Below are 19665 nucleotides of genomic sequence, written 5' to 3'. Positions count from 1 at the left end.
CCCGCTCGCCCCGCACAGCCGGATGGGCCGCGGCCTGCTTGCCCTCAACGCCGGTCGGGCAGCAGCCCGTTTGTCCTCACACGCCGGACGGGCTACAGCCCGTTTGTCCTCACACGCCGGTCGGGCTGCAGCCCGTCTGTCCTCACACGCCGGACGGGCTACAGCCCGTTTGTCCTCACACGCCGGACGGGCTGAACTCGGCCCGACCCGCGTTCGCCGGCGACGCCTCCGCCATCAGGTGGTCGACCAGCGCCAGCAGCACGTCCCGTCCCGACGAGCGCACGCGCACATCGCAGGGCAGGATCGGTACGCCCGGGCCGAGGTCGAGGGCGTCGCGGACCTCCTCGACCGTGTACTCCACCGCCGCGTCGAAGCGGTTGATGGCCACGACGAACGGGATGCCCCGGCGCTCGAAGAAGTCGATGCTGCCGAAGCCGGCGTCCAGGCGCCGGGTGTCCACCAGCACGATCGCGCCCAGCGTGCCGATCGCCAGGTCGTCCCACAACGACCAGAACCGCTCCTGACCGGGTGCGCCGAACAGGTACAGCACCAGGTCCTCGGACAGCGTGATCCGACCGAAGTCGAGGGCGACCGTGGTGCGCGACTTGCCCTCGACGCCCGCGATGTCGTCCACGCCCACGCCGATCTCGGTCATCACCTCTTCGGTGTGCAGCGGCGGTACCTCGCTGACCGTGCCGACCAGGGTGGTCTTGCCGACCCCGAACCCGCCCGCGATCAGGATCTTGACCGCCGCCGCATGCTCGGGCAGCCGGTCAGAGCCGAAGGAGACCATCACGTACCTTCTTCAACAGGGCGGGATCGGGGGTTCGGGCCAGGGCCAGCGGGGCGCGCACGGTCACCAGGCCGTCGCGGAGCAGGTCGTCGACGAGCACCTTGGTGATGCTCACCGGGAGATCGATCAGCGCGGCCACCTCGGCGACCGCCTGCGGCTCCCGGCACAGTTCCAGGATCTGTTGGTGCTCGGGCTGCCGGCCGCGCCCGTCCCGAGCCTTGCGGCGCGCGGCCGCGGACGGATCGTCCGCGGCCTGGGTGCGGCCCGCGGGCTCGTCCGGCGCGACCGTGGTGACCAGCGTGATCAGGGTCAGATCCGCGTCGCGTACGGCCTTGGTCCGGCCCCGGGTGAGCGTGTAGGGCCGCACCAGCGGGCCGGCGTCCTCGTCCCAGGGCTGCTCCCAGCGGGACGTCATGCCCGACCGCCCGCCGGATCGGCGGCCTCACTGCCGCGTGGGCGCGTTCCGAGGTATTCGCCGACCTTCTTCACCAACATGTTCATCTCGAACGCGACCACCCCCACGTCCGCGCTCTGTTCGGCCAGCACGGCCAGATGCGCGCCCTTGCCGGCGGCGGTGAGGAAGAGGAAGGCGTCGTCCATCTCGACCAGCGTCTGGCGCACCGAACCGCCCGCGAAACCACGGCCGATGCTGCGTGCCAGACTCTGCAACCCGGCCGCCGCGGCGGCCAACTGCTCCGCGTCGTCGCGCGGGATGGTCTCGGACCGGCTCATCAGCAGCCCGTCCTCGGACAACACGATCGCGTGCCGGGTCTGATGCACGCGCTTGACCAGGTCGGTCAACAACCAGTCCAGGCGACTGTCGGTTGCGGTGGTGGCCGTGCCGCCGGCGAGATCGTGCGTGTTCGTCATGACGGTTCCCCAGGGTGCGTGGTGCTTCCGGCGGCGGGGTTCGGACCCGGTGCGGGCTCGGTCCCGGTTCCGGGTTCGGTCTCGATCGCGGACTCGTCGCCGGCCGCGCTCGGTTCGGATGCCTCGCGTGCTCGTTGGCTCGCGAACCGGAACGAGGACAAGGTAGCCGCAGCTTCACGCGGAGAGGAGGGCTTCGACCCGGTTCGTGGGTCACTGTCGCTCCCGGTGGCCGGCTCGGTACGCAGCGGCATCGGCAGATTGCGCTGCCGGACCCGACGCGGCAGGGCCCGACGGCCGTCGGCGGTGGTCTCCTCGGCAGCGGCGGCGGCGGGGGTGGGCGCCGCGGGCCGGGCGGGTTCGGGTGCGGCCGGGACCCGATCCAGCGATCGCACCACCGGCTCCGGGTGTTGCCGATCGGGCGAGCCCGACTCGGCGTCGTCCTCGGACGCACGCGCGGACCCCGCCGCCGCGGCTCCAGCCGGTTCGGAGGCCGACTCGGCCGCGGACTGCGACCTCGGCTGCGATTCCGGTTCCGATTCCGCCGCCAGGGCGTGCTCGAACGGCCCCGCGGTCCGGTCCGGTTCGCCGGGTGCGCCCGAACTCCGGGTGATCAACTCCTCGGGCAGGAACACGATCGCCAGCGTGCCGCCGTAGGGCGACGGCCGCAGCGTCACCTCCACCCCGAGCCGATCGGCGAGTTGGGCGACCACGAACAGGCCCATCCGCACGTCTTCGGCGAGCGCGATCACGTCGAAACTGACCGGGACGGCCAACTGTCGGTTGGCGGCCTCGTACTCGTCGGCCGACATGCCCAGGCCGCGGTCCTCGATCTCGATCGCGAGGCCCTTGGCCACCGACACCGCCCGCACGTGCACGGGCGTGTCCGGCGGCGAGAACGTCGTGGCATTCTCCACGAGTTCGGCCAGCAGGTGGATCAACCCGCCCACGGCCGGCCCGGACAGTTGCAGGTCGCGGTCGGAATACACCTCGACCCGGTGATAGTCCTCCACCTCGCCGACCGCGCCGCGCACCACGTCGACGATGCGCACCGGGCGACTCCAGCGTCGCCCCGGCCGGTTGCCGGTGAGCACCACGAGGTTCTCCTCGTAGCGGCGCAGGCGGGTGGCCAGGTGGTCGATGGTGAACAACTCGCGCAGCAACTCGGGGTCCTGGTGGCGGCGCTCCATCGCGTCCAGCTCACCGATCTGACGGTTCACCAGGGACTGGGTGCGCAACGCCGTGTTGACGAACACCTTCGCAAAACCTTCGCGCTGCCGCGCCAGTTGCACCGCGCCGTCGAGCGCGGCACGCTGCGTGGTGTTGAACGCGGAGGCCACCTGGCCAATCTCGTCCGGACCCGCCGGCACGTCCGGCGCCTCGACGGCGAGGTCCACCCGCTCGCCGCGCTGCAACCGGTCGATGATCACCGGCAGTCGCCGCGAGCCCAACTCCACCGTCGCGTCGCGCAGCCGAGACAGCCGCAGCCGCACCGAGCGGGTCACCCGCCAACACAGCAGGGCGCCGATCAGCACGAAGCCCAGGCCGATCGCGCTCAGCAGATACACCTGGTTCCAGGTCTCCGAGGTGGCCTCGTCACCCGCCGCGAAGACCTGATCGACCCGGGCGAAGTCGAAGGCCGAGTTCGGCAATGCGATCTGGTCGAACGTCTCACGCCACTTCGCCAGTTCGGCCGGCAGGGCGGTCCCGGATCCGGCCGCGGCCCGTTGGTCCCGGGGGGCGTCGACCGCCGCGATGATGGCGTCCTCCATCGCGGCCAGGTCCCGCCAGGCCGGGCTTTCGGTGAGTGCCAGGTACGTGGGACGCAGCCCGGCGGGCAGGTACGGCTCGACCTCGTCCTCCAGGGTGTGCCGACGCACGCCCACGTTCTGCACGAACGCGGCGAAGTCCGGCTGGGTCAACCGACCGCCGGGCTGCGCGAACGAGATCGTCATGTCCTCCTGCGCGAGCGCCTCCCCGGCACGGAACTGGATGACCAGGAACTGGCCCGCGAAGGTGACATCGGTGTCCGAGGTCTCGGCCAGCGCCTGGACCATCGAGATCTGGTTGGCCACCTGCTTCGTGTAGTAGCCCAACCAACGGTCCCGCCCGGTCGCGCCGGTCGTGTCCACCTGACGGCGGACGTCGGCGAGTTGCGCCAGCTGGGGCGCCACCTCGTGGGCCCGGCGCACCACGTGCCCGGGCGTTTCCCGCGCACCGCTGCCGGCGAAGGCGGTGAACAGCCGTACGGCCTCATCGGTCTTGACCCGCTGTGCGCGCAACGCCTCGGACGTCGCCGGCGACGGCTTGGCCATCCACGCCGCAGTCAGCCGCCGCTCCAGTTGGAGGTTCACCATCGTGTTGTAACTCGGTGTACCGGCCTGCTCGGCCACCGCGACCTCGTTGTCCAGGTCGCTCGCGTGGTCGGCCAGGCGGTAGGTGGCGATGCCCCACAGCGCGACCATGGCCACCGAGGGCACCACGGTCAACAACACCAACAGGGTTCGGATGGACAGCGTACGACCCGGCCGCGAGCGAGCCGCTCGGGTCCGACCGACCCCGGGGACACGCATCAGTTTTCTCATCGACTCTCCCGCAAGGGCAACCCGGCCCGAAATGCGGTTGCCGCGACCCGGCCGAAGGTACCGGCGGGGCACCCGACAGAATCCACGCAGTGTGCGTGGGGAACTTCCCGCCCGTGCGGCACAAACGGCACAGAACGACGAACGTACGGCGGCGCGCGGCGACTCGGTCACCGGGCGCGCACTCGGCAATACCCAAAGGAGCGGCCCGACATGCATCCGGCGCCCGGAATAGGCCGGCGAATCGCCTACTGGCGCGCGCGGCGCGGTCTGACCCAGGCCGAATTCGCCCGTCTGATGGGCCGATCCGTGCGCTGGGTCGAGGACGTGGAGGCCGGCCACCGACAGGCCGACCCGCGCCTGTCGGTGCTCGCCAAGGCCGCGCTCGTCCTGCACATCGGGATCGACCGACTACTGCCCGCCGAACCGAACCGGGAGTACCACGACCACGATCCGCTCGCCGCGGTGCGGACGGCGCTGCGCCGGGCCGACACGGCGCTCGCGGCCGGGTCCGCCGCCGGCCCGACCGACCTCGGGGTGCTGCGACGGGAGTTGACCTACGGGTGGACCGCGTATGCGGCGGCGGACTACGGATGCCTGGATCGGGTGGTGTCGTCCGTCCTGGGGGCGACCGCGGGGGTGAGTGGGGGAGTGACCGGGGGAGCGCGCGGGGGATCCGCCTCGGGGACGAGCGGGAGGGTGGCCGCGGGCGCGACGGTGTCGGCGGGCGGGCCGGACGGGAGTTCCGGAGGCGCGGCGCTCACGTCGACCGTCGTGCGCTCCGCCGCGCTCGCTCTGGCCTCCGCCGTCGCGCACGTGTACGGCGAGCCGGATCTGGCCTGGCGTGCGGCCGACCGGGCGGTGACCTCGGCCGGCCGCAGCGCCGACGTGGTGGTCCTGGCCCGGGCCGCCCATCGGTTCACCGACGCCATGGTCGGGCACGAAGGCGCCGGTGCCGCCGTCGAGTTCGCGCTCGGGGCGGAGGCGGACCTGGCCCCGGCGCTGGATGCCCGCGGCCGGCCGGGCCGGGCGGCGCTGCGTACGCTGCGGCTCGGGGCGGCGCTGGCCACGGCCCGGCTGGGCGATCGGCCCGCCACGCGTGACCTGTTGGAGGGGGCGGAGCGGGCCGACCCCGGCGCGATCCAGGTCCCGCTGCACCGGGTCACCGCCCACGTGCTGCTCGGCGAGTACGCGCGGGCCATCGCCGGCCGGTTCACCCCGGCCGCACTCGCCGTGCTCCCGCGCGGCCGGCAGGCGCGGCACCTGATCGACCTCGCCCGCGCCTTCGCGGCGGTCGGTCGCCGTGGCGAGGCGGTCGGTGCGCTCCTCGAAGCGGAGGCGGTCGCCGCCCAGGAGATCCGCTGCCGGCCGATGAACCGCCGCTTCGTCCAGGAGATCCTGCGGCTGGACTCGTCCACCGACGGCGACGAGGCCCGATTGCGGGCGCTGGCGGGTCGTTGTGCGGGAAATGGGTCACCGGGACCGGAACGGGCATGGATCATGTAGAACGACCGTCACGTCGGACCGGGCAGTCCGTGACGTCGGACCGGGCAAACCTCCAGGGAGCGCCATCGTGATCACGATCATTACGTTCGTCGCCGGCCTGATCGCGGTGATCGCGGTGCTCACCGTCACGGTCGGCAAGCGGGGTCACACCACGAGCCACGACGGCCTGCTGATCGAACGGGACCGGACCGTTCGGGCGGAAGCCTCCGGCGGCATCTTCACCGTGCACACCAACCACGGCTCCTTTCCCGGCGTGGAGGAGAACAGCAAATACTTCGGCTGATCCCGATCCCGGGCGCCGATTCATCTCGCGGACACCGACCCTGTTCGCGGGCGCCGGCGCGTGGTGGCGCCGGCGGCGGCAGTACCATCGGCGCGCGCCATCGTCGGCCGGCGCACGACACGGGAGGTTGTGCCGCATGGGTCTGTTCACGGTCGAGGAGGCGCGCGCGGAGTTGGACCGGCTGTTGCCGGTGCTCGACGAGCTGATCGCCGTCCGGGCGGACGCCGCGGAGGTCGCGGTGGCACTGGAGCGTGGCCAGGCGCGAACCGAGCTGGGCGGGCTGCCCGAACTCAAGGGCATGCAGGCGCGGCTCGACGAATTGATGACCCAGGTCCAGCAGACCGGCGCGGAGCTCAAGGGCTTCGCGCCGTTGCTCGTGGACTTCCCGGCCGATCTGGACGGCGTACCCGTGCTGTTGTGCTGGCTGGAGGGCGACCGCCGGCTGGGCTGGTACCACCGCCTCGACCTCGGCTTCGCGGGTCGACGACCGCTGCCGTAGGGGCGGACGGCGCGCGACCGAGGGTGCGCTACCGAGGGTGCGGGCCAGGGCCGAGCGTGCCCGGATGCGCGTGTCGCGAGCGCGCGTTGCTCGTGCCGCGGGGCGCGCGCTCGCCACGGGCCCCGCGCGTCGCGAGCGCGCGAGAGTGCCCGGGTCGAGCGGGGGCGTGCGTGTGCCCGAAGAAGATCGTCATTGCGGGATCGTCATTGCGCCGACAAGGGTCGGATCGCGTCGAATCGGGCGAATGTCACCGGTGCCGCGTAGCGTGCCCGTGTACGGAACGCTGCCTGGAGGTCACCATGACGAATTCCGTCCTGCTCGCCATCGGCACCCGCAAGGGCCTGTGGATCGGTCGCTCGCGCGACGACGGATCCTGGGCGTACACCGGGCCGCACCACCCGATGACGGGCGTCTACTCGGTCGCGATCGACACCCGAGGAAGCGCCCCCCGAGTGCTGGCGGGCGTGGTCCACGAACACTTCGGTCCGGTTGTGGTCAGCAGCGACGATCTCGGCGCGACCTGGCGCGAACCGGACCTGGGCCGGGTCGGCTTCCCGGCGGACGCGGGCGCCTCGGTCGAGCGGGTGTGGCAACTGGTGCCCGGCGCCGAATCCGAACCCGACGTGCTCTACGCCGGTGTCGAACCGTCCGCGCTGTTCCGCTCCGAGGACGGCGGGCGCTCCTTCGAACTCGTGCGCGCGCTGTGGGACCACCCGCACCGGCCGCACTGGGAGGCCGGTTTCGGCGGCCAGGCGATCCACACGGTGCTCCCGCATCCCACCGACCCGCGCCGGATCGTCGTCGCGATGTCCACCGGCGGCGTCTACGTCACCGAGGACGGCGGGGCGAGCTGGCGCCCGTCCAACACCGGCATCCACGTCACGTTCCAGCCCGACGAGTACCCCGAATACGGCCAGTGTGTGCACAAGGTGGCCCGGCACCCGGACCGCCCCGACCGGCTGTTCCTGCAAAACCACCACGGCGTCTACCGCAGCGACGACGCGGGCGCGACGTGGCAGTCGATCGCCGACGGTCTGCCCGCCGACTTCGGCTTCACCATCGTGGTCCACCCGCGTCGCCCGGACACCGTCTACGTGGTTCCGCTCACCGCCGACATGATGCGCTTCCCGGTCGACGGCCGATGCCGCGTCTACCGCAGCGACGACGCGGGAAAGTCCTGGACGGCCCTGGCCGACGGCCTCCCCGACGACTTCTGGACCGCCGTCATGCGCGACGCGATGTGCACCGACGACGCCGAGGACACCAGCCTGTACTTCGGTTCCCGCAGCGGCGAGATCTACCGCGGCCACCACGACGGCGACCACTGGGAACGCATCGCCCAACACCTCCCGGACATCCTCTCCCTCCGTGCGGCGGTGATCTGAGCCGAGTCCGGTTGCCTGCGCCGTGCCGATGGGGTCCACACACGTTCACGCGCACGCAACCCGATCGTGGCACTGTGCTCACGTCGGGCTGAGAAGGTCGTGACGTCCTTGCCTCACCCCATCGAAACGAGTCAGTGTGTCCGCCGTTTTGCCCGCCGCCGTGTTGTTCGACATGGATGGGACCCTCGTCGACACCGAGCGGTTGTGGTGGGAGGCGGTTGCCGACGTGGCCGGGCGGGTCGGTTATGCGTTGGGGGAGACGGACGCGGCGGATGTGGTCGGGCACGGGATCGGGCACACGGCGGGCTACCTGCACGAGGTGGTCGCCGAGGCGCCGTGCGTGCACGAGCTGACGGATGCGCTGGACGCGGCGTTCACGACCCGGGTGGAGGCCCGGATCGAGCCGCTGCCGGGGGTCCTGGCGCTGTTGGACGGGCTGGCCGCCGTCGGGGTGCCGTTGGCGATCGTGTCGGCGTCGCCGCGTCGGGTCGTGGACCTGGTGCGGGACGCGTTGGGGTCGGCCCGGTTCGCGGTCACCGTCGCGGCTGAGGACGTGGCGCGGACGAAGCCCGACCCCGCCCCTTATCTGGCCGCGGCGACCGCGCTCGGGGTCGAGCCGAGCGCGTGCGTCGCGGTCGAGGACACCATCGTCGGCGTCACCTCGGCGGAGGCCGCCGGGTGCGCCGTGCTGGCGGTGTCCTCGACCACTGCGATCGCGCCCGCACCGGGCCGCACGGTGGTCGCCTCCCTGGCCTCGATCGAGGCCGGGGATCTGGGCAAGTCCCCGGTGCCGCAAGGGTGATCGCAGCCGGTGTCGCGGCCCGTGTCGCGGCCGGCCGGCGTCGCGTCCGTCAGTGCGCGGCGCAGAGCCGGTCGATCTCGGCGATCTCCGCGGCGGTCAGATCCGGCTGCCCGACGGCGGACAGGTTCTGCTCCAACTGCCGTACGCTGCTTGCCCCGACGATCACCGACACGACCCGCTCGTCGCGCAGGATCCAGGTCAGCGCGAGCTGCGCGAGGGTCTGCCCGCGGCCCTGGGCAAGCTTGTTCAGCGCGCGCAGCAGGGTCAGTCGCTCCTCGGTGAGTTCGTTCCGGGTGAGGAAGTGGCCCACCGCCATCCGCGAATCGGCGGGCACGCCGTCGAGGTATCGGTCCGTCAACAGCCCCTGGGCCAGCGGCGAATAGGCGATCAGCGCGGTACCGGTCTCGCCGACCGCGTCCAGCACACCCTGCTCCGGTTCGCGATCCAGGATCGAGTACGCCGACTGGTTGAGCAGCACCGGCGTGCCGAGGTCGCGCAGGATCGTGACCGCCCGGCGGTGTTCCTCCGGGCCGTAGTTGGAGATGCCGGCATACAGTGCGCGCCCGGAGCGAACGGCCGTGTCCAGCGCGCCCATCGTCTCTTCGAGCGGGGTCTCCGGGTCGTACCGGTGCGAGTAGAAGACGTCGACGTAGTCGAGCCCCATCCGGGCGAGCGACTGGTCCAGACTCGCGAGCAGATACTTGCGCGAGCCCCCGTCGCCGTACGGCCCCGGCCACATGTCCCAACCGGCCTTGGACGCGATGAACATCTCGTCGCGATACGGCCGGAAGTCGGCCCGGTAGTGCACCCCGAAGTTCGCCTCGGCCGAGCCGTACGGCGGCCCGTAGTTGTTCGCCAGGTCGAAGTGCGTCACCCCGAGGTCGAAGGCCCGCCGCAGCACCGCCCGTTGCACTTCCATGGGCTGGGTGTCCCCGAAGTTGTGCCAAAGCCCGAGCGAGACGGCGGGCAACTTGACCCCACTACGCCCGGCCCGGCGATAACGCATGGATTCGTAACGATCATCGGCAGCAGAGTGGATCATGCCCCCATCTTCGCCTGCGCCCGGCCCCGCCGAAACCCGATTCCGCCGCCGACCGAGGCGTGCTCTCGAACGGTTCGGCGAACGACACCGGGCGGGATCAGATCGCCACGGCACGCAGCACGGATACGACGAGTACGCCGGAGCTCACCTCGTAGAGGAAGATCGCCCCGGCCACCGTCGCTTCCCGGCGATCGCGGTTGCCGCGTACGGCGGTGGAACCGTGGCCGTAGGGGTCCCGTCCGATGGTGCGGTCCGCAGTGCTCTTGATTTCCCGACGCCTGGCGTCGTCGACCTTGGCGAGGCCGGCTTCGGCGGCATCGGTGTATTGGATGTAGTAGCTCACGGCCGCCCTCGCCTCTCCACGGGATTGCCCTCGTTGTCGTACATCCCGCTGTAGTCGCCGGCCCGGATGCGCGCCGCGGCTTCCTCGTCCTCCTCGTGGGCCTCGGGCGGCAGTGCCCAACCAAGGAGTGCACGGCGCTCGATCTGGTCGAGGGGCGTGTTGTACATCTCCTCGTCGAACGCATCCCGCCGATCGGGCGGCAACGCCGCGCGGATTTCGGCGAGCGTCTCGGGGAGGGTGATCGCCTCACCCCGGACCACGGTGATCTTGCCGGCCATGCGCTTCTCCTCGGTCTCGGATCCAGGCTTTCCAGGTTGACATCGCATCGGGCATTTTCGACAGCCGGCGCGCACGGACGGGGCGGGCGCCCCTTGCGCGCCCTGTCCGCCGGGCGCGGCGGGAACCGGGTTCGTTCGTTTACGCACCCTTGACACCCCCAAATGTCCCTCATAAGGTCCAGATCATTCTTTGGCAGGAACAAGACGAAGACCACCTGTCGGTGGCTTCGCTGTGCCCTCCTACGCGTTAGCGCTCGCGTGTCGCCGACTGGTCCTTTTTTCAGAGGACGGGTACATGGCACAGCAGCAGAGCGTCAGAGGCGTCAAGGACGTCGTCGCGCTCATCGACCGGCTGGGGAGAATCTCCGGTCGGGCCAAGGTCATCTGGTTCCTCGTGTTCGGGGGCCTCTTCCTCGACGCGTACTCCAACGCCGCGCTCGGCGCCGGGCTCGCCCCGATGACGAAGCAGATGGACCTGAGCAGTACTCAGGTCTCCATCCTCACCGCCACCGCGCCGGCCCTGGCAATCCTGTTCAACCCGATCGGCGGGTGGCTGGCCACCCGGATCGGGCGGGTGCCCCCACTGCTGATGGCCAAGCTGTTCGCGCTGGCCGGCGCGGTGATCGCGGCCACCGCGGACGACTTCACCGTCGTGTGGATCGGCCGAGTCCTGGTCGGCATCGCCTACGGCGTCGACTTCGCGGTGGCGATGGCGCTGCTCGCCGAGTACACGCCCAAGACGCTGCGCGGGCGGCTCAACCTGTGGCAGGGCATCTGGTACATCGCCACCACCGGCAACCTGCTGCTCACCCTGATCTGCTTCAAGTTCGACGTCGGTGCGGACATCTGGCGCTGGTCGGTCGGCTCGGCCGGGGTGATCGCACTGTCCCTGTTCGTGCTCCAGTGGGCCTTCCTCGTGGAGAGCCCCACCTGGCTGGCCACCAAGGGTCGGCTGGAGGACGCGGTGCGCAACCTGCACCGGATCTACGGGATCGAGGCCGTCGCCGCCAAGCCGGCCGCCGCGGGAGCCGTGCACGACGACGCGGACGCGGACGAGGTGCCGCCGAACGTGGGCATGAGGCAGGCCGGGATCCTGTTCCGCGGCAAGTACCTGCCCCGCACCCTGCTGTCCTCGGCCATCTCGCTGGGCCAGTCCATGCAGTATTTCGCGGTCGGCTGGTACCTGCCGGTGATCAGCCTGGCGATCTTCGGCAACAGCTTCGAGAAGGCCACCCTCGGTTCGATGGTGTTCAACGCCTTCGGCATCGTCGGCGGCCTCCTTTCCGCGTACTTCGCGCGCAAGCTGGGTCTGCGGATCAGCTCGGCGATCGGCTTCGGCGGCGTGTTCGTGATGCTGGTCGCCATGGGGCTGACCTTCGACCGGGTGCCGACCTGGATCGCGTTCATCCTCCCGGCGATGTTCATCTTCTGTCACTCGGCCGGCCCGGGCGCGAACGGCAAGTCCATCGCGGCGCTGTCCTACCGCAGTGAGGTGCGCACCCTGGGCACCGGCGTCACCGGGATGATCGGCAGCTTCGGCAGCGTGGCGGGCCTGTACCTGTTCCCGCAGATCAAGGACGGCATCGGCCTGGACAAGACGTTCCTGGTGCTGGCCATCGTGCCGCTGCTGGGCCTGCTGACGTGCATCGCGATCAAGTGGGACCCGACCCGGGCCGTCTCCCCGGACGAGGACCCGGACGTGCCGGTCCTCACCGAGTCGCCCGCGAATCCGACGAATCCCGCGAATCCCGCGTTGGTCACCCGCTGACGGAGACCTCCCGCGAAAGACTCACGCGGAGCTTGGAATCGGATATTTCGGACCGAAAGGGCTGTGATGACGAAGACGTTGCACGCTCCCGGACGGCGCCTCGGCATCCTGTCCGTGGACGAGGGCACCACGGGGACCCGGGCCGGAGTCGTGCTGGACTCCGGGACGGTGGGCCACGTGGCGTACCGGCAGATCGCGGTGCGGCATCCCGATGAACACTCGGTCGAACAGGACCCGGTGGAGATCTGGACGGCGACGTTGGCCGTCTGTCGCGAGGCGCTGGCCTGGGCGCACGCGAACGACGTCGAGATCGCCGCGCTCGCGCTGTCCACCCAGCGGGCCACCGCGATGTTGTGGGATCGGCGCACCGGCCGACCGCTGGTGCCGGCCTGTGTGTGGCAGGACCGGCGGTACGCCCGGGACCTGCTCGCCTACGAGGCCGAGTGGGACGAGCCGCTGACCGCCCGGCTCGGTCGGCCGGTGGGCAGCAGGGCGCCGTTCCTGTGGGCCGCCCGGCAGATCGCCGAGCAGCCCGAGGTGGCCGCGGCGCACGCCGCCGGGGCACTGCTGTTCGGCACCGTGGACACGTGGCTGGCCTGGAAGTTCACCGGCGGGGCCGCGCACGCCGTCTCGGCGAGCAACGCCGGTTCGGTGGGCGCCTACCTGCTCCGCGAACACGCCTGGGACCGCGAGTGGATCGGACAACTGGGTTGCCCGCTCGACCTGTTGCCCGATCTGTTCGCCGACGACGACCTCGGTTACGGCCGGATCGACCCCGAACTCCTGGGTGTGGACCTGCCGTTGGCCGCGGTCATGGGCGACCAGCACGCGGCGCTGATCGCGCTCGGCGGTCTGGCCGCCGGGCAGGGGATGTGTGTGTACGGCACCGGCACGTTCGTGGACGCGGCCACCGGGGACACCCCCGCGCTGCCGATTCCGGGCGTGACCGGAGTCCTGGCCCAGCCCGGTTGGCGGCAGGGCTCGACCACCCACTTCAGCCTGGAGGCGTATTGCTCCACCACCGGATCGGCGCTGCGCTGGTTGTGTGACGACCTGGGCTTCTTCGCCTCACCGGCGGAGATCGGCGAACTGGCCGCCCGGGCCGAGGGGCACGGGTCGGGCCGGCGCGAGTGGTTCGTGCCCGCACTGGCCGGGATCCGCACCCCCGTCTGGCGGCCCGAGGCGCAGGCCGCGCTCAGCGGCCTGACCCTGGCCACCACCCGAGCGGACGTGGCCCGCGCCGTGCTGGACGGGATCGCGCACTCGGTGTGCGACCTGATCGACGGCGTCGCCGAGACGATGCGCGCACCGTTCGCGCGGTTGCGGGTGGGCGGCGGTGTGGCCGGCAGCGACACGCTGATGCAGATCCAGGCGGACATCGTCGGCCTGCCGCTGGAGCGCGCCGCGGACTCGGCGACCGCGAGCCTGCGCGGCACCGCCTACCTGGCCGGTGTCCGCGAGGGCCTGTGGTCCTCGCTCGAAGAGGTGGTCGAGGCGCAACCGCGCGGCCGGGTCTTCGCGCCGACCACCACCCCCGAACAACGCGAGGAACAACGGGCCGCGTGGCGGACCGTGCTCGCGCCGCACCTCGCCTGAGGCGCGGACCGCCGGCCGGCCGCGCGACCACCCACGGCGCGGTCCGACCCGAACCACCTGCCCGAGGCCGCCCGAAACCCGGGCGGCCCGGCCCCGGGCCACCGGCCCCCGGTCGTTCACCCCAGGCCACCCCCGGCCGGCCGCGAGGCCACCCGCACCATGTACCACCCGGCGGTCCGGTCCTCGAACCGCCGGACAGATCCCAGGAGTTGATGTTGTGATCACCTTGCCCGCCCGCAAGCCTCGGCGTGCGTCAGCGGCGGCCACGAGAGGGAAGCCACTGCTTCTCGACCGGAGCCGGACCAAGCGCCGGCTGGCGGACCACGTGTTCGACGTGCTCGTGATCGGCGGCGGCGTCACCGGCGCGTACGCCGCACTCGACGCGGCCTCGCGTGGTCTGGACGTGGCCCTGGTGGAGAAGGACGACTTCGCCTCGGGTACCTCCTCCAAGTCGTCCAAGATGGTGCACGGCGGCCTGCGCTACATCGAGCAGGGCAACGTCAACCTGGTCCGGCACTCGCTGCTGGAGCGGCACCGCTTCCGCAAGAACGCACCGCACCTGGTGCACCGGCTGCCGTTCCTGTTCCCGATCCTGGAGAAGGAGGGCATCTTCGACGCCCGGCTGGCCAAGGGCTTCGAGGGCCTGCTGTGGACCTACGACCTGGTCGGCGGCTGGCGGATCGGCAAGCTGCACCAGCGGTTGACCGTCGACGAGGTGCTCGCGCACGCCCCCACGCTGCGTGCGGACCACCTCAAGGGCGGGCTGATGTACTTCGACGGCCGCGCCGACGACGCGCGGCTCGTGCTGACCATCGTGCGCACCGCCGCGGCGCTGGGCGCCACCGTGCTCAACGGCGCCAAGGTGGACCGGGTCCTGGACGAGCGCGGCCGTGCCGCGGGTGCCCGGGTCGAGGTGGACGGCGAGCGGTTCGACGTGCGCGCGTCGGCGGTGGTCAACGCGACCGGCGTGTGGAGCGACGCGGTCGACGCGATGGCCGACGCCGGGCACGCGCCGCAGGTACGGCCCGCCAAGGGCGTACACATCGTGGTCCCGTGGAGCAAGGTCCGGATCGACTGCACGGTCACCGTGCCCATCCCCGGCCGGGCCCGGCGGGCGACCTGCACACGCTGGGGCGACGCGGTCGTGCTGGGCACCACCGACGAGGACTACCAGGGGTCCGTCGACGACGTGCACTGCACGCGCCCGGAGATGGAGTTCCTGCTCGAAGGCGCCAACACCGCGTTCGAGGGCAAACTCACCCCGGACGACGTGGTCGGCAGCATCGGCGGGCTGCGTCCGCTGGTCGGCAAGAAGGAGGGCGCCACCCTCGACATGAGCCGCGACCACCACATCGCCGTCGGTCGCGGCGGCATGGTCACCGTCACCGGCGGCAAGCTCACCACCAGCCGGCACATGGGCGAACTGGTGATCGACAAGGTGATGGAGGTGCTCGGCCGCAAGGGCCGCAGCCGCACCGCCAACCTTCCGCTGATCGGCGGCGCCGGCTACGACGCCGAGGCGATCGCCGCCTCCGGCGGTCTGGCCGCACACCTGGGCGAGCGCTACGGCACCGAGGCCCGATTCGTCTCCGACCTGCTCGCCGAGGACACCACGCTGGCCGAGCCGGTGGTCGCGGGCATGCCCTACATCCGGGCCGAGGTGGTCTACGCGGCCCGCTCGGAGCTGGCCCGCTCGGTGGACGACGTGCTCTCCCGGCGTACCCGCTCGCGCCTGTTCGCCCGCGACGCCTCCGCCGCCGCCGCGCCCGAGGTCGGCCGCCTGCTCGGCGCCGAACTGGGCCTGTCCGAAGCGGAGATCGAGCGACAGGTCGCGGACTACCTCGCGGCCGTGCGGCACGAGAAGGCGGTCCTGCACGGCGACTCCGAGCCGTCCGCGGCAGCCGCGATGCCGCAGGCACCCAAGGCGTCCGCAGGCGCCGCGCCCGCGAAACGCGCATGACCGGCGGCACGCACAGCACCCGCAGCACCCGCAGTACCCGACGACTCGCCGGACCCGAAGGAGCACAGCAGTGATCAGCAGGCAGACCATCACCAACCCGTTCAACCGAGGCGACTACATCGTGGGCGCGCCCACCCCGCCCAAATGGGCCCGCAACACCCCGGTCGGCGACGGCGACGCCTCGCTCCAAAGCACCGTGGTCGAGGTCCCCGAGTCGGTGATCGCGGACCTGCGCGGCGCGGCCAAGGCCGTGCACACCGACCGCGCCGACGTCGTCACCCGCACCCGCGACTGGTGGGCCGGCACCATGATCGGCGAGACCGACGGCCGCCCGGCCACCCCCGACGCGGTGATCGTCGAGGTGATCGACGCCGACCAGGTCGCCGACGTGCTGCGGATCTGCAACGCGGCCGGCATCCCCGTCACCGCCTCGGCCGGCCGCAGCAACGTCACCGGCGCGGCGCTGCCCGTGCACGGCGGCGTCGTGCTCGACCTGTGCGGACTGAACCGGATCCTGTCCTTCGACGCCGAATCGCTCGTCGTCGACGTGGAAGCCGGCATGTTCGGCGACCTGTTCGAAAAGGAACTCCAGGAGACCTACGGCGCCACCACCGGCCACTGGCCGTCCGCGTTCGCCGTCTCCACGGTCGGCGGCTGGATCGCCTGCCGCGGCGCCGGCCAACTCTCCACGCGCTACGGCAAGATCGAGGACATGGTCGTCGGCATCGACGTGGTGCACGCCGACGGCACGCGCGCCACCTACGGCGACTACCCGCGCGCCGCCACCGGCCCCGACCTGCGGCAGATCTTCATCGGTTCGGAGGGCACGCTCGGCGTGATCACCTCCGCCCGGATCCGGGTGCACCCGCTGCCCACGTACGCCAAGGCGCTCGCCTTCGGCTTCGAGACCTTCGCCGAGGGCCTGGACGCGTGCCGCAAGATCATGCAGCGCGGCGCGACCCCGGCCGTGCTGCGCCTGTACGACAAGCTGGAGAGCGGGGTGCACTTCGACCACCCCGAGACCAACCTGCTGCTGATCGCGGACGAGGGCGACCCGATCCTGGTCGACGCCATGCTCAAGGTCAGCGAGGAGGTCTGCCTCGCGTACGGTCCCGAGCTCGACAGCGACGCGGTGTTCGAGCGCTGGCTCAAGGACCGGATGCTGGTCGGCAAGTCCTCCGACGGCTTCACCCCCGGCCCCGGCTTCGTCGCCGACACGCTGGAGATCGCCGGGTCGTGGACGGCCCTGGCCGAGGTGTACGACGAGGTGGTCGCGGCGATCCAGTCGGTGCCGGGCACGCTGGCCGCGTCCGCGCACCAGTCGCACGCGTACACCGACGGGGCCTGCGTGTACTTCTCGCTGCGCGGCGACGTGGACCGGCCCAAGCGGCGCGAGTGGTACCGCGCGGTGTGGGACGCGGCCAACGAGGTGCTGATCCGCCAGGGTGCGGCGCTGAGCCACCACCACGGCTGCGGCCTGCTCCGCGGCCCGTACCTGCCGGCCGCGCTCGGCGCCGGCTTCGACACGTTCGTCAAGGTCAAGGAGACCCTGGACCCGGCCGGAATACTCAATCCTGGCAAACTGGGCCTCCCCAACCGCTTCGATGCGTGAGGCGGCCGAGACCCAGCGCAGGTAGGTCATGAACGCCAGTCACCGCCCCGCGAGCGCGCCCCGGATGTCCTCCGTGCTGTCGTCCGCCTTCGTCGACGTACCGGTCATCGCGTCGATCATCGGACCCCAGCGATTGCAGAATTTCCTCGGCGCACCGGCGAAGGTGTGCATCCTCGCGTCCATCCCGGTCGGGCAGCTGCCGAACATCGTGCAGCTGCTCGGCAAGGCGGGCAAGACGGTGTTCGTCAACGTGGACAGTTGCCCGGGTCTGGCCCAGGACAAGGGCGCGCTGGAATTCCTCAAGGCGATGGGCGCGCACGGCATGGTCAGCACCCGACTCTCCCTGATGGAGAAGGGCCGCCCGCTCGGGCTGCTGACCATGCAGAAGGTGTTCGTCACCGACCGCTCGAACATGCGCCGCAGCACCGACGCCATCGCCCGCGGCGGACCGGATCTGGTCGAGATCATGCCGTCGCCGATCGTGGCCCGGATGACCCCCGAGGCCAAGCGCGCGATGTCGCCGTTCGTCGCGGCCGGCTTCGTGGAGACGGCCGAGGACGCGGCCGCCGCGCTCGCGCTCGGCGCGGTCGCCGTGGCCACGTCCGACCCCCGGCTGTGGGACCTGCGCCGCGACCGGCTCGCGGCGCTCGGCTCCTCGCCGTCTTCCTCGTCCGCTTCATCCGCTTCATCCGCAAGCAGGAGAAACACATCGTGAGTTATGTTGTCGTGGCCCGCTACCGCACCAACCCCGACACGCAGGACCGGGTCCTCGCGCTGCTCGACGAGATGACCCGACGTTCGCTGGCCGAACCCGGCTGTCGCGGCTACCGCGTGCACCAGGGCGTCGAGGACGCGCGCACGATCGTGCTGTACGAGGAGTACGACGCCGAGGCCGACTTCACCGCACACTGCGCCTCCGAACACTTCCGCGACATCGTGCTCGGCCGGGTGGTACCGCTGCTGGAGAGTCGGGACGTCGTGCGACTGACCCCCCGGGCCGCGGTCGAGGCCGCGCAGTGAGGATCAAGGCGGCCGTACTGCGCGGGATATCGCACGAGCGTCCGTACGGGACGAGCCGGCCGGTCGCGATCGAGGAACTCGAACTCGGCGACCCGCGCGAGGGCGAGGTGCTGGTCCGGATCGCCGCCGCGAGCCTGTGCCACTCCGACCTGTCCGTGGTCAACGGCGACCGGGTCCGGCCGCTGCCGATGGCGCTCGGGCACGAGGCGGTCGGCGTGGTCGAGGCGGTCGGGCCCGGCGTGGACCGGGTCACGCCCGGCGAGCACGTCGCGCTCGTGTTCGTGCCCAGCTGCGGCCACTGCACGCGCTGCGACGAGGGCCGGCCGGCGCTGTGCTCGGCCGCCGCGGCGGCCAACGGCTCGGGCGGGCTCCTGCACGGGCCCGCGCTGCTGCGGGATGCCGCGGGCGAGGTGGTGCACCACCAGCTCGGCGTCTCCGCGTTCGCCGAATTCGCGGTGGTGGCCCAGGAATCGGTGGTGCCGATCCCGCGCGACGTGCCGTTCGCGGTGGCCTCGATGTTCGGCTGCGCGGTGCTCACCGGCGCGGGCGCCGTGATCAACACGGCGGCGGTTCGGCCCGGGCAGTCGGTCGCGGTGTTCGGCCTCGGCGGGGTCGGACTCTCCGCCGTGCTCGGCGCGCGGGCGGCGGGCGCGTACCCGATCGTCGCGGTCGACCCGATGCCGGCCAAGCGCGAACTCGCGCTGCGCCTGGGCGCCTCGCACGCGTACGACCCGGCCGACGCGGTCACCGCGATCCGCGACCTCACCGACGGCGGCCTGGACGTCGCGATCGAGGCGGTCGGCAGCGCGGCCGTGGTCGCGGACTGCCTGGCCGCGGTGGACCGGGGCGGCCGCGTGGTCTCGGTCGGCCTGCCCGCACCCGGCCGCACGCTGGACGCGGTGCCGGCGTTGGCCTTCGCCGGCGAGGGCAAGTCGCTGATCGGCTCGTACATGGGCGACGCGGTGCCGCGCCGGGACATCCCGCGCTACCTGGCGCTGTGGCGCGCGGGCCTGATGCCGGTCGAGCACCTGCACACCGCGACGGTGCCGCTGACCGACCTCAACGAGGCGATGGAGGCCCTGGCAAGCGGCGAGGCGATCCGGCAGGTGATCCGGACGGGGGCGGACGCGGTGGGGTGAGCGGGTGCCGGGGGCCTGCTCGGTGGGGGTGGTCGGGGCCCGGCCCGGTTGGGGCCGGGGCCATGCCGACCGGGCTCACCCGGGTCGATTCCGCCGGGTCGCCGCAACGGGCCCGCGGGGTGGTCCTTCCGACCCGCGCCGCCGCGATGTCCGCCCGCTCCGGCCGGGGCCCGGCACGGCCGGCGCCGCG

19 protein-coding genes are annotated in these 19665 nt (G+C 71.8%); 12 read left to right on the top strand and 7 right to left on the bottom strand.

Annotation, left to right across the window (positions count from 1 at the left end; genetic code table 11):
* Positions 1–175 precede the first annotated feature (175 nt).
* From ACZOOI_RS02610 to ACZOOI_RS02595, 4 genes are read right to left on the bottom strand one after another with little or no spacing between them, the layout of a single operon-like run.
* Positions 176–793 (bottom strand): GTP-binding protein, encoded by a 618-nt coding sequence (locus ACZOOI_RS02610; RefSeq protein ID WP_465279202.1) that lies wholly within the window; start codon positions 791–793, stop codon positions 176–178.
* Complete coding sequence (locus tag ACZOOI_RS02605) at positions 774–1208, bottom strand: DUF742 domain-containing protein (protein ID WP_465279201.1); 435 nt, start codon at positions 1206–1208, stop codon at positions 774–776. Before ACZOOI_RS02605 ends, ACZOOI_RS02610 begins: the two co-directional genes overlap by 20 nt.
* Positions 1205–1663 (bottom strand): roadblock/LC7 domain-containing protein, encoded by a 459-nt coding sequence (locus tag ACZOOI_RS02600; RefSeq protein WP_465279200.1) that lies wholly within the window; start codon positions 1661–1663, stop codon positions 1205–1207. Before ACZOOI_RS02600 ends, ACZOOI_RS02605 begins: the two co-directional genes overlap by 4 nt.
* Entirely contained in the window at positions 1660–4233 is a 2574-nt protein-coding gene (locus ACZOOI_RS02595) for a sensor histidine kinase (protein ID WP_465279199.1), read from the bottom strand. Before ACZOOI_RS02595 ends, ACZOOI_RS02600 begins: the two co-directional genes overlap by 4 nt.
* 222 nt (positions 4234–4455) lie before the next feature.
* Between ACZOOI_RS02595 and ACZOOI_RS02590 the strand changes: the two genes are divergently transcribed.
* From ACZOOI_RS02590 to ACZOOI_RS02570, 5 genes are all read left to right on the top strand, one after another.
* Complete coding sequence (locus ACZOOI_RS02590; protein WP_465279198.1) at positions 4456–5748, top strand: helix-turn-helix domain-containing protein; 1293 nt, start codon at positions 4456–4458, stop codon at positions 5746–5748.
* 67 nt (positions 5749–5815) lie between these two features.
* Positions 5816–6031: a hypothetical protein gene (locus ACZOOI_RS02585; RefSeq protein WP_465279197.1), complete on the top strand. Its 216-nt coding sequence runs from the start codon at positions 5816–5818 to the stop codon at positions 6029–6031.
* 136 nt (positions 6032–6167) lie between these two features.
* Positions 6168–6530: a DUF2203 family protein gene (locus ACZOOI_RS02580; RefSeq protein WP_465279196.1), complete on the top strand. Its 363-nt coding sequence runs from the start codon at positions 6168–6170 to the stop codon at positions 6528–6530.
* Between the two features lie 299 nt (positions 6531–6829).
* Complete coding sequence (locus ACZOOI_RS02575) at positions 6830–7915, top strand: WD40/YVTN/BNR-like repeat-containing protein (RefSeq protein WP_465279195.1); 1086 nt, start codon at positions 6830–6832, stop codon at positions 7913–7915.
* A gap of 136 nt (positions 7916–8051) precedes the next feature.
* Entirely contained in the window at positions 8052–8717 is a 666-nt protein-coding gene (locus tag ACZOOI_RS02570) for an HAD family hydrolase (RefSeq protein WP_465279194.1), read from the top strand.
* A gap of 49 nt (positions 8718–8766) precedes the next feature.
* On the opposite strand, the gene ACZOOI_RS02565 is transcribed toward ACZOOI_RS02570, so the two are convergent.
* The 3 genes from ACZOOI_RS02565 to ACZOOI_RS02555 form a co-directional block, all read right to left on the bottom strand.
* The gene (locus ACZOOI_RS02565; RefSeq protein ID WP_465279193.1) at positions 8767–9759 is read right to left on the bottom strand and encodes an aldo/keto reductase; all 993 of its coding nucleotides are present in this window, start codon (positions 9757–9759) and stop codon (positions 8767–8769) included.
* Positions 9760–9856: 97 nt separating this feature from the next.
* On the bottom strand, positions 9857–10102 hold the full coding sequence (locus ACZOOI_RS02560) for a hypothetical protein (RefSeq protein ID WP_465279192.1): 246 nt from the start codon (positions 10100–10102) through the stop codon (positions 9857–9859).
* A complete protein-coding gene (locus ACZOOI_RS02555; protein ID WP_465279191.1) occupies positions 10099–10380 on the bottom strand; it encodes a hypothetical protein in 282 nt (93 codons plus the stop codon). The genes ACZOOI_RS02560 and ACZOOI_RS02555 overlap by 4 nt, the downstream gene beginning before the upstream one ends.
* Positions 10381–10675: 295 nt before the next feature.
* Here ACZOOI_RS02555 and ACZOOI_RS02550 point away from each other — a divergent pair, with 295 nt between their 5' ends.
* From ACZOOI_RS02550 to ACZOOI_RS02520, 7 genes are all read left to right on the top strand, one after another.
* Positions 10676–12148, top strand: a complete 1473-nt coding sequence (locus ACZOOI_RS02550) for an MFS transporter (protein WP_465279190.1) — start codon at positions 10676–10678, stop codon at positions 12146–12148.
* A 66-nt stretch (positions 12149–12214) separates the two neighbouring features.
* Complete coding sequence (locus tag ACZOOI_RS02545) at positions 12215–13744, top strand: FGGY family carbohydrate kinase (RefSeq protein ID WP_465279189.1); 1530 nt, start codon at positions 12215–12217, stop codon at positions 13742–13744.
* Positions 13745–13961: 217 nt separating this feature from the next.
* Positions 13962–15704 carry a glycerol-3-phosphate dehydrogenase/oxidase gene (locus tag ACZOOI_RS02540; protein ID WP_465279188.1) on the top strand — a complete coding sequence of 581 codons (1743 nt, stop codon included), beginning with the start codon at positions 13962–13964 and terminating at the stop codon, positions 15702–15704.
* A 70-nt stretch (positions 15705–15774) separates the two neighbouring features.
* Positions 15775–17316 carry an FAD-binding oxidoreductase gene (locus ACZOOI_RS02535; RefSeq protein WP_465279187.1) on the top strand — a complete coding sequence of 514 codons (1542 nt, stop codon included), beginning with the start codon at positions 15775–15777 and terminating at the stop codon, positions 17314–17316.
* A gap of 28 nt (positions 17317–17344) precedes the next feature.
* A complete protein-coding gene (locus ACZOOI_RS02530; RefSeq protein WP_391586182.1) occupies positions 17345–18031 on the top strand; it encodes a glycerol-3-phosphate responsive antiterminator in 687 nt (228 codons plus the stop codon).
* On the top strand, positions 18028–18336 hold the full coding sequence (locus ACZOOI_RS02525) for a putative quinol monooxygenase (protein ID WP_465279186.1): 309 nt from the start codon (positions 18028–18030) through the stop codon (positions 18334–18336). Before ACZOOI_RS02530 ends, ACZOOI_RS02525 begins: the two co-directional genes overlap by 4 nt.
* The gene (locus ACZOOI_RS02520) at positions 18333–19475 is read left to right on the top strand and encodes a zinc-binding dehydrogenase (RefSeq protein WP_465279185.1); all 1143 of its coding nucleotides are present in this window, start codon (positions 18333–18335) and stop codon (positions 19473–19475) included. Before ACZOOI_RS02525 ends, ACZOOI_RS02520 begins: the two co-directional genes overlap by 4 nt.
* The last annotated feature ends 190 nt before the right edge of the window (positions 19476–19665 follow it).

Source organism: Embleya sp. L77, assembly GCF_055557415.1.
This window is presented reverse-complemented; position numbering and strand designations above follow the sequence as displayed.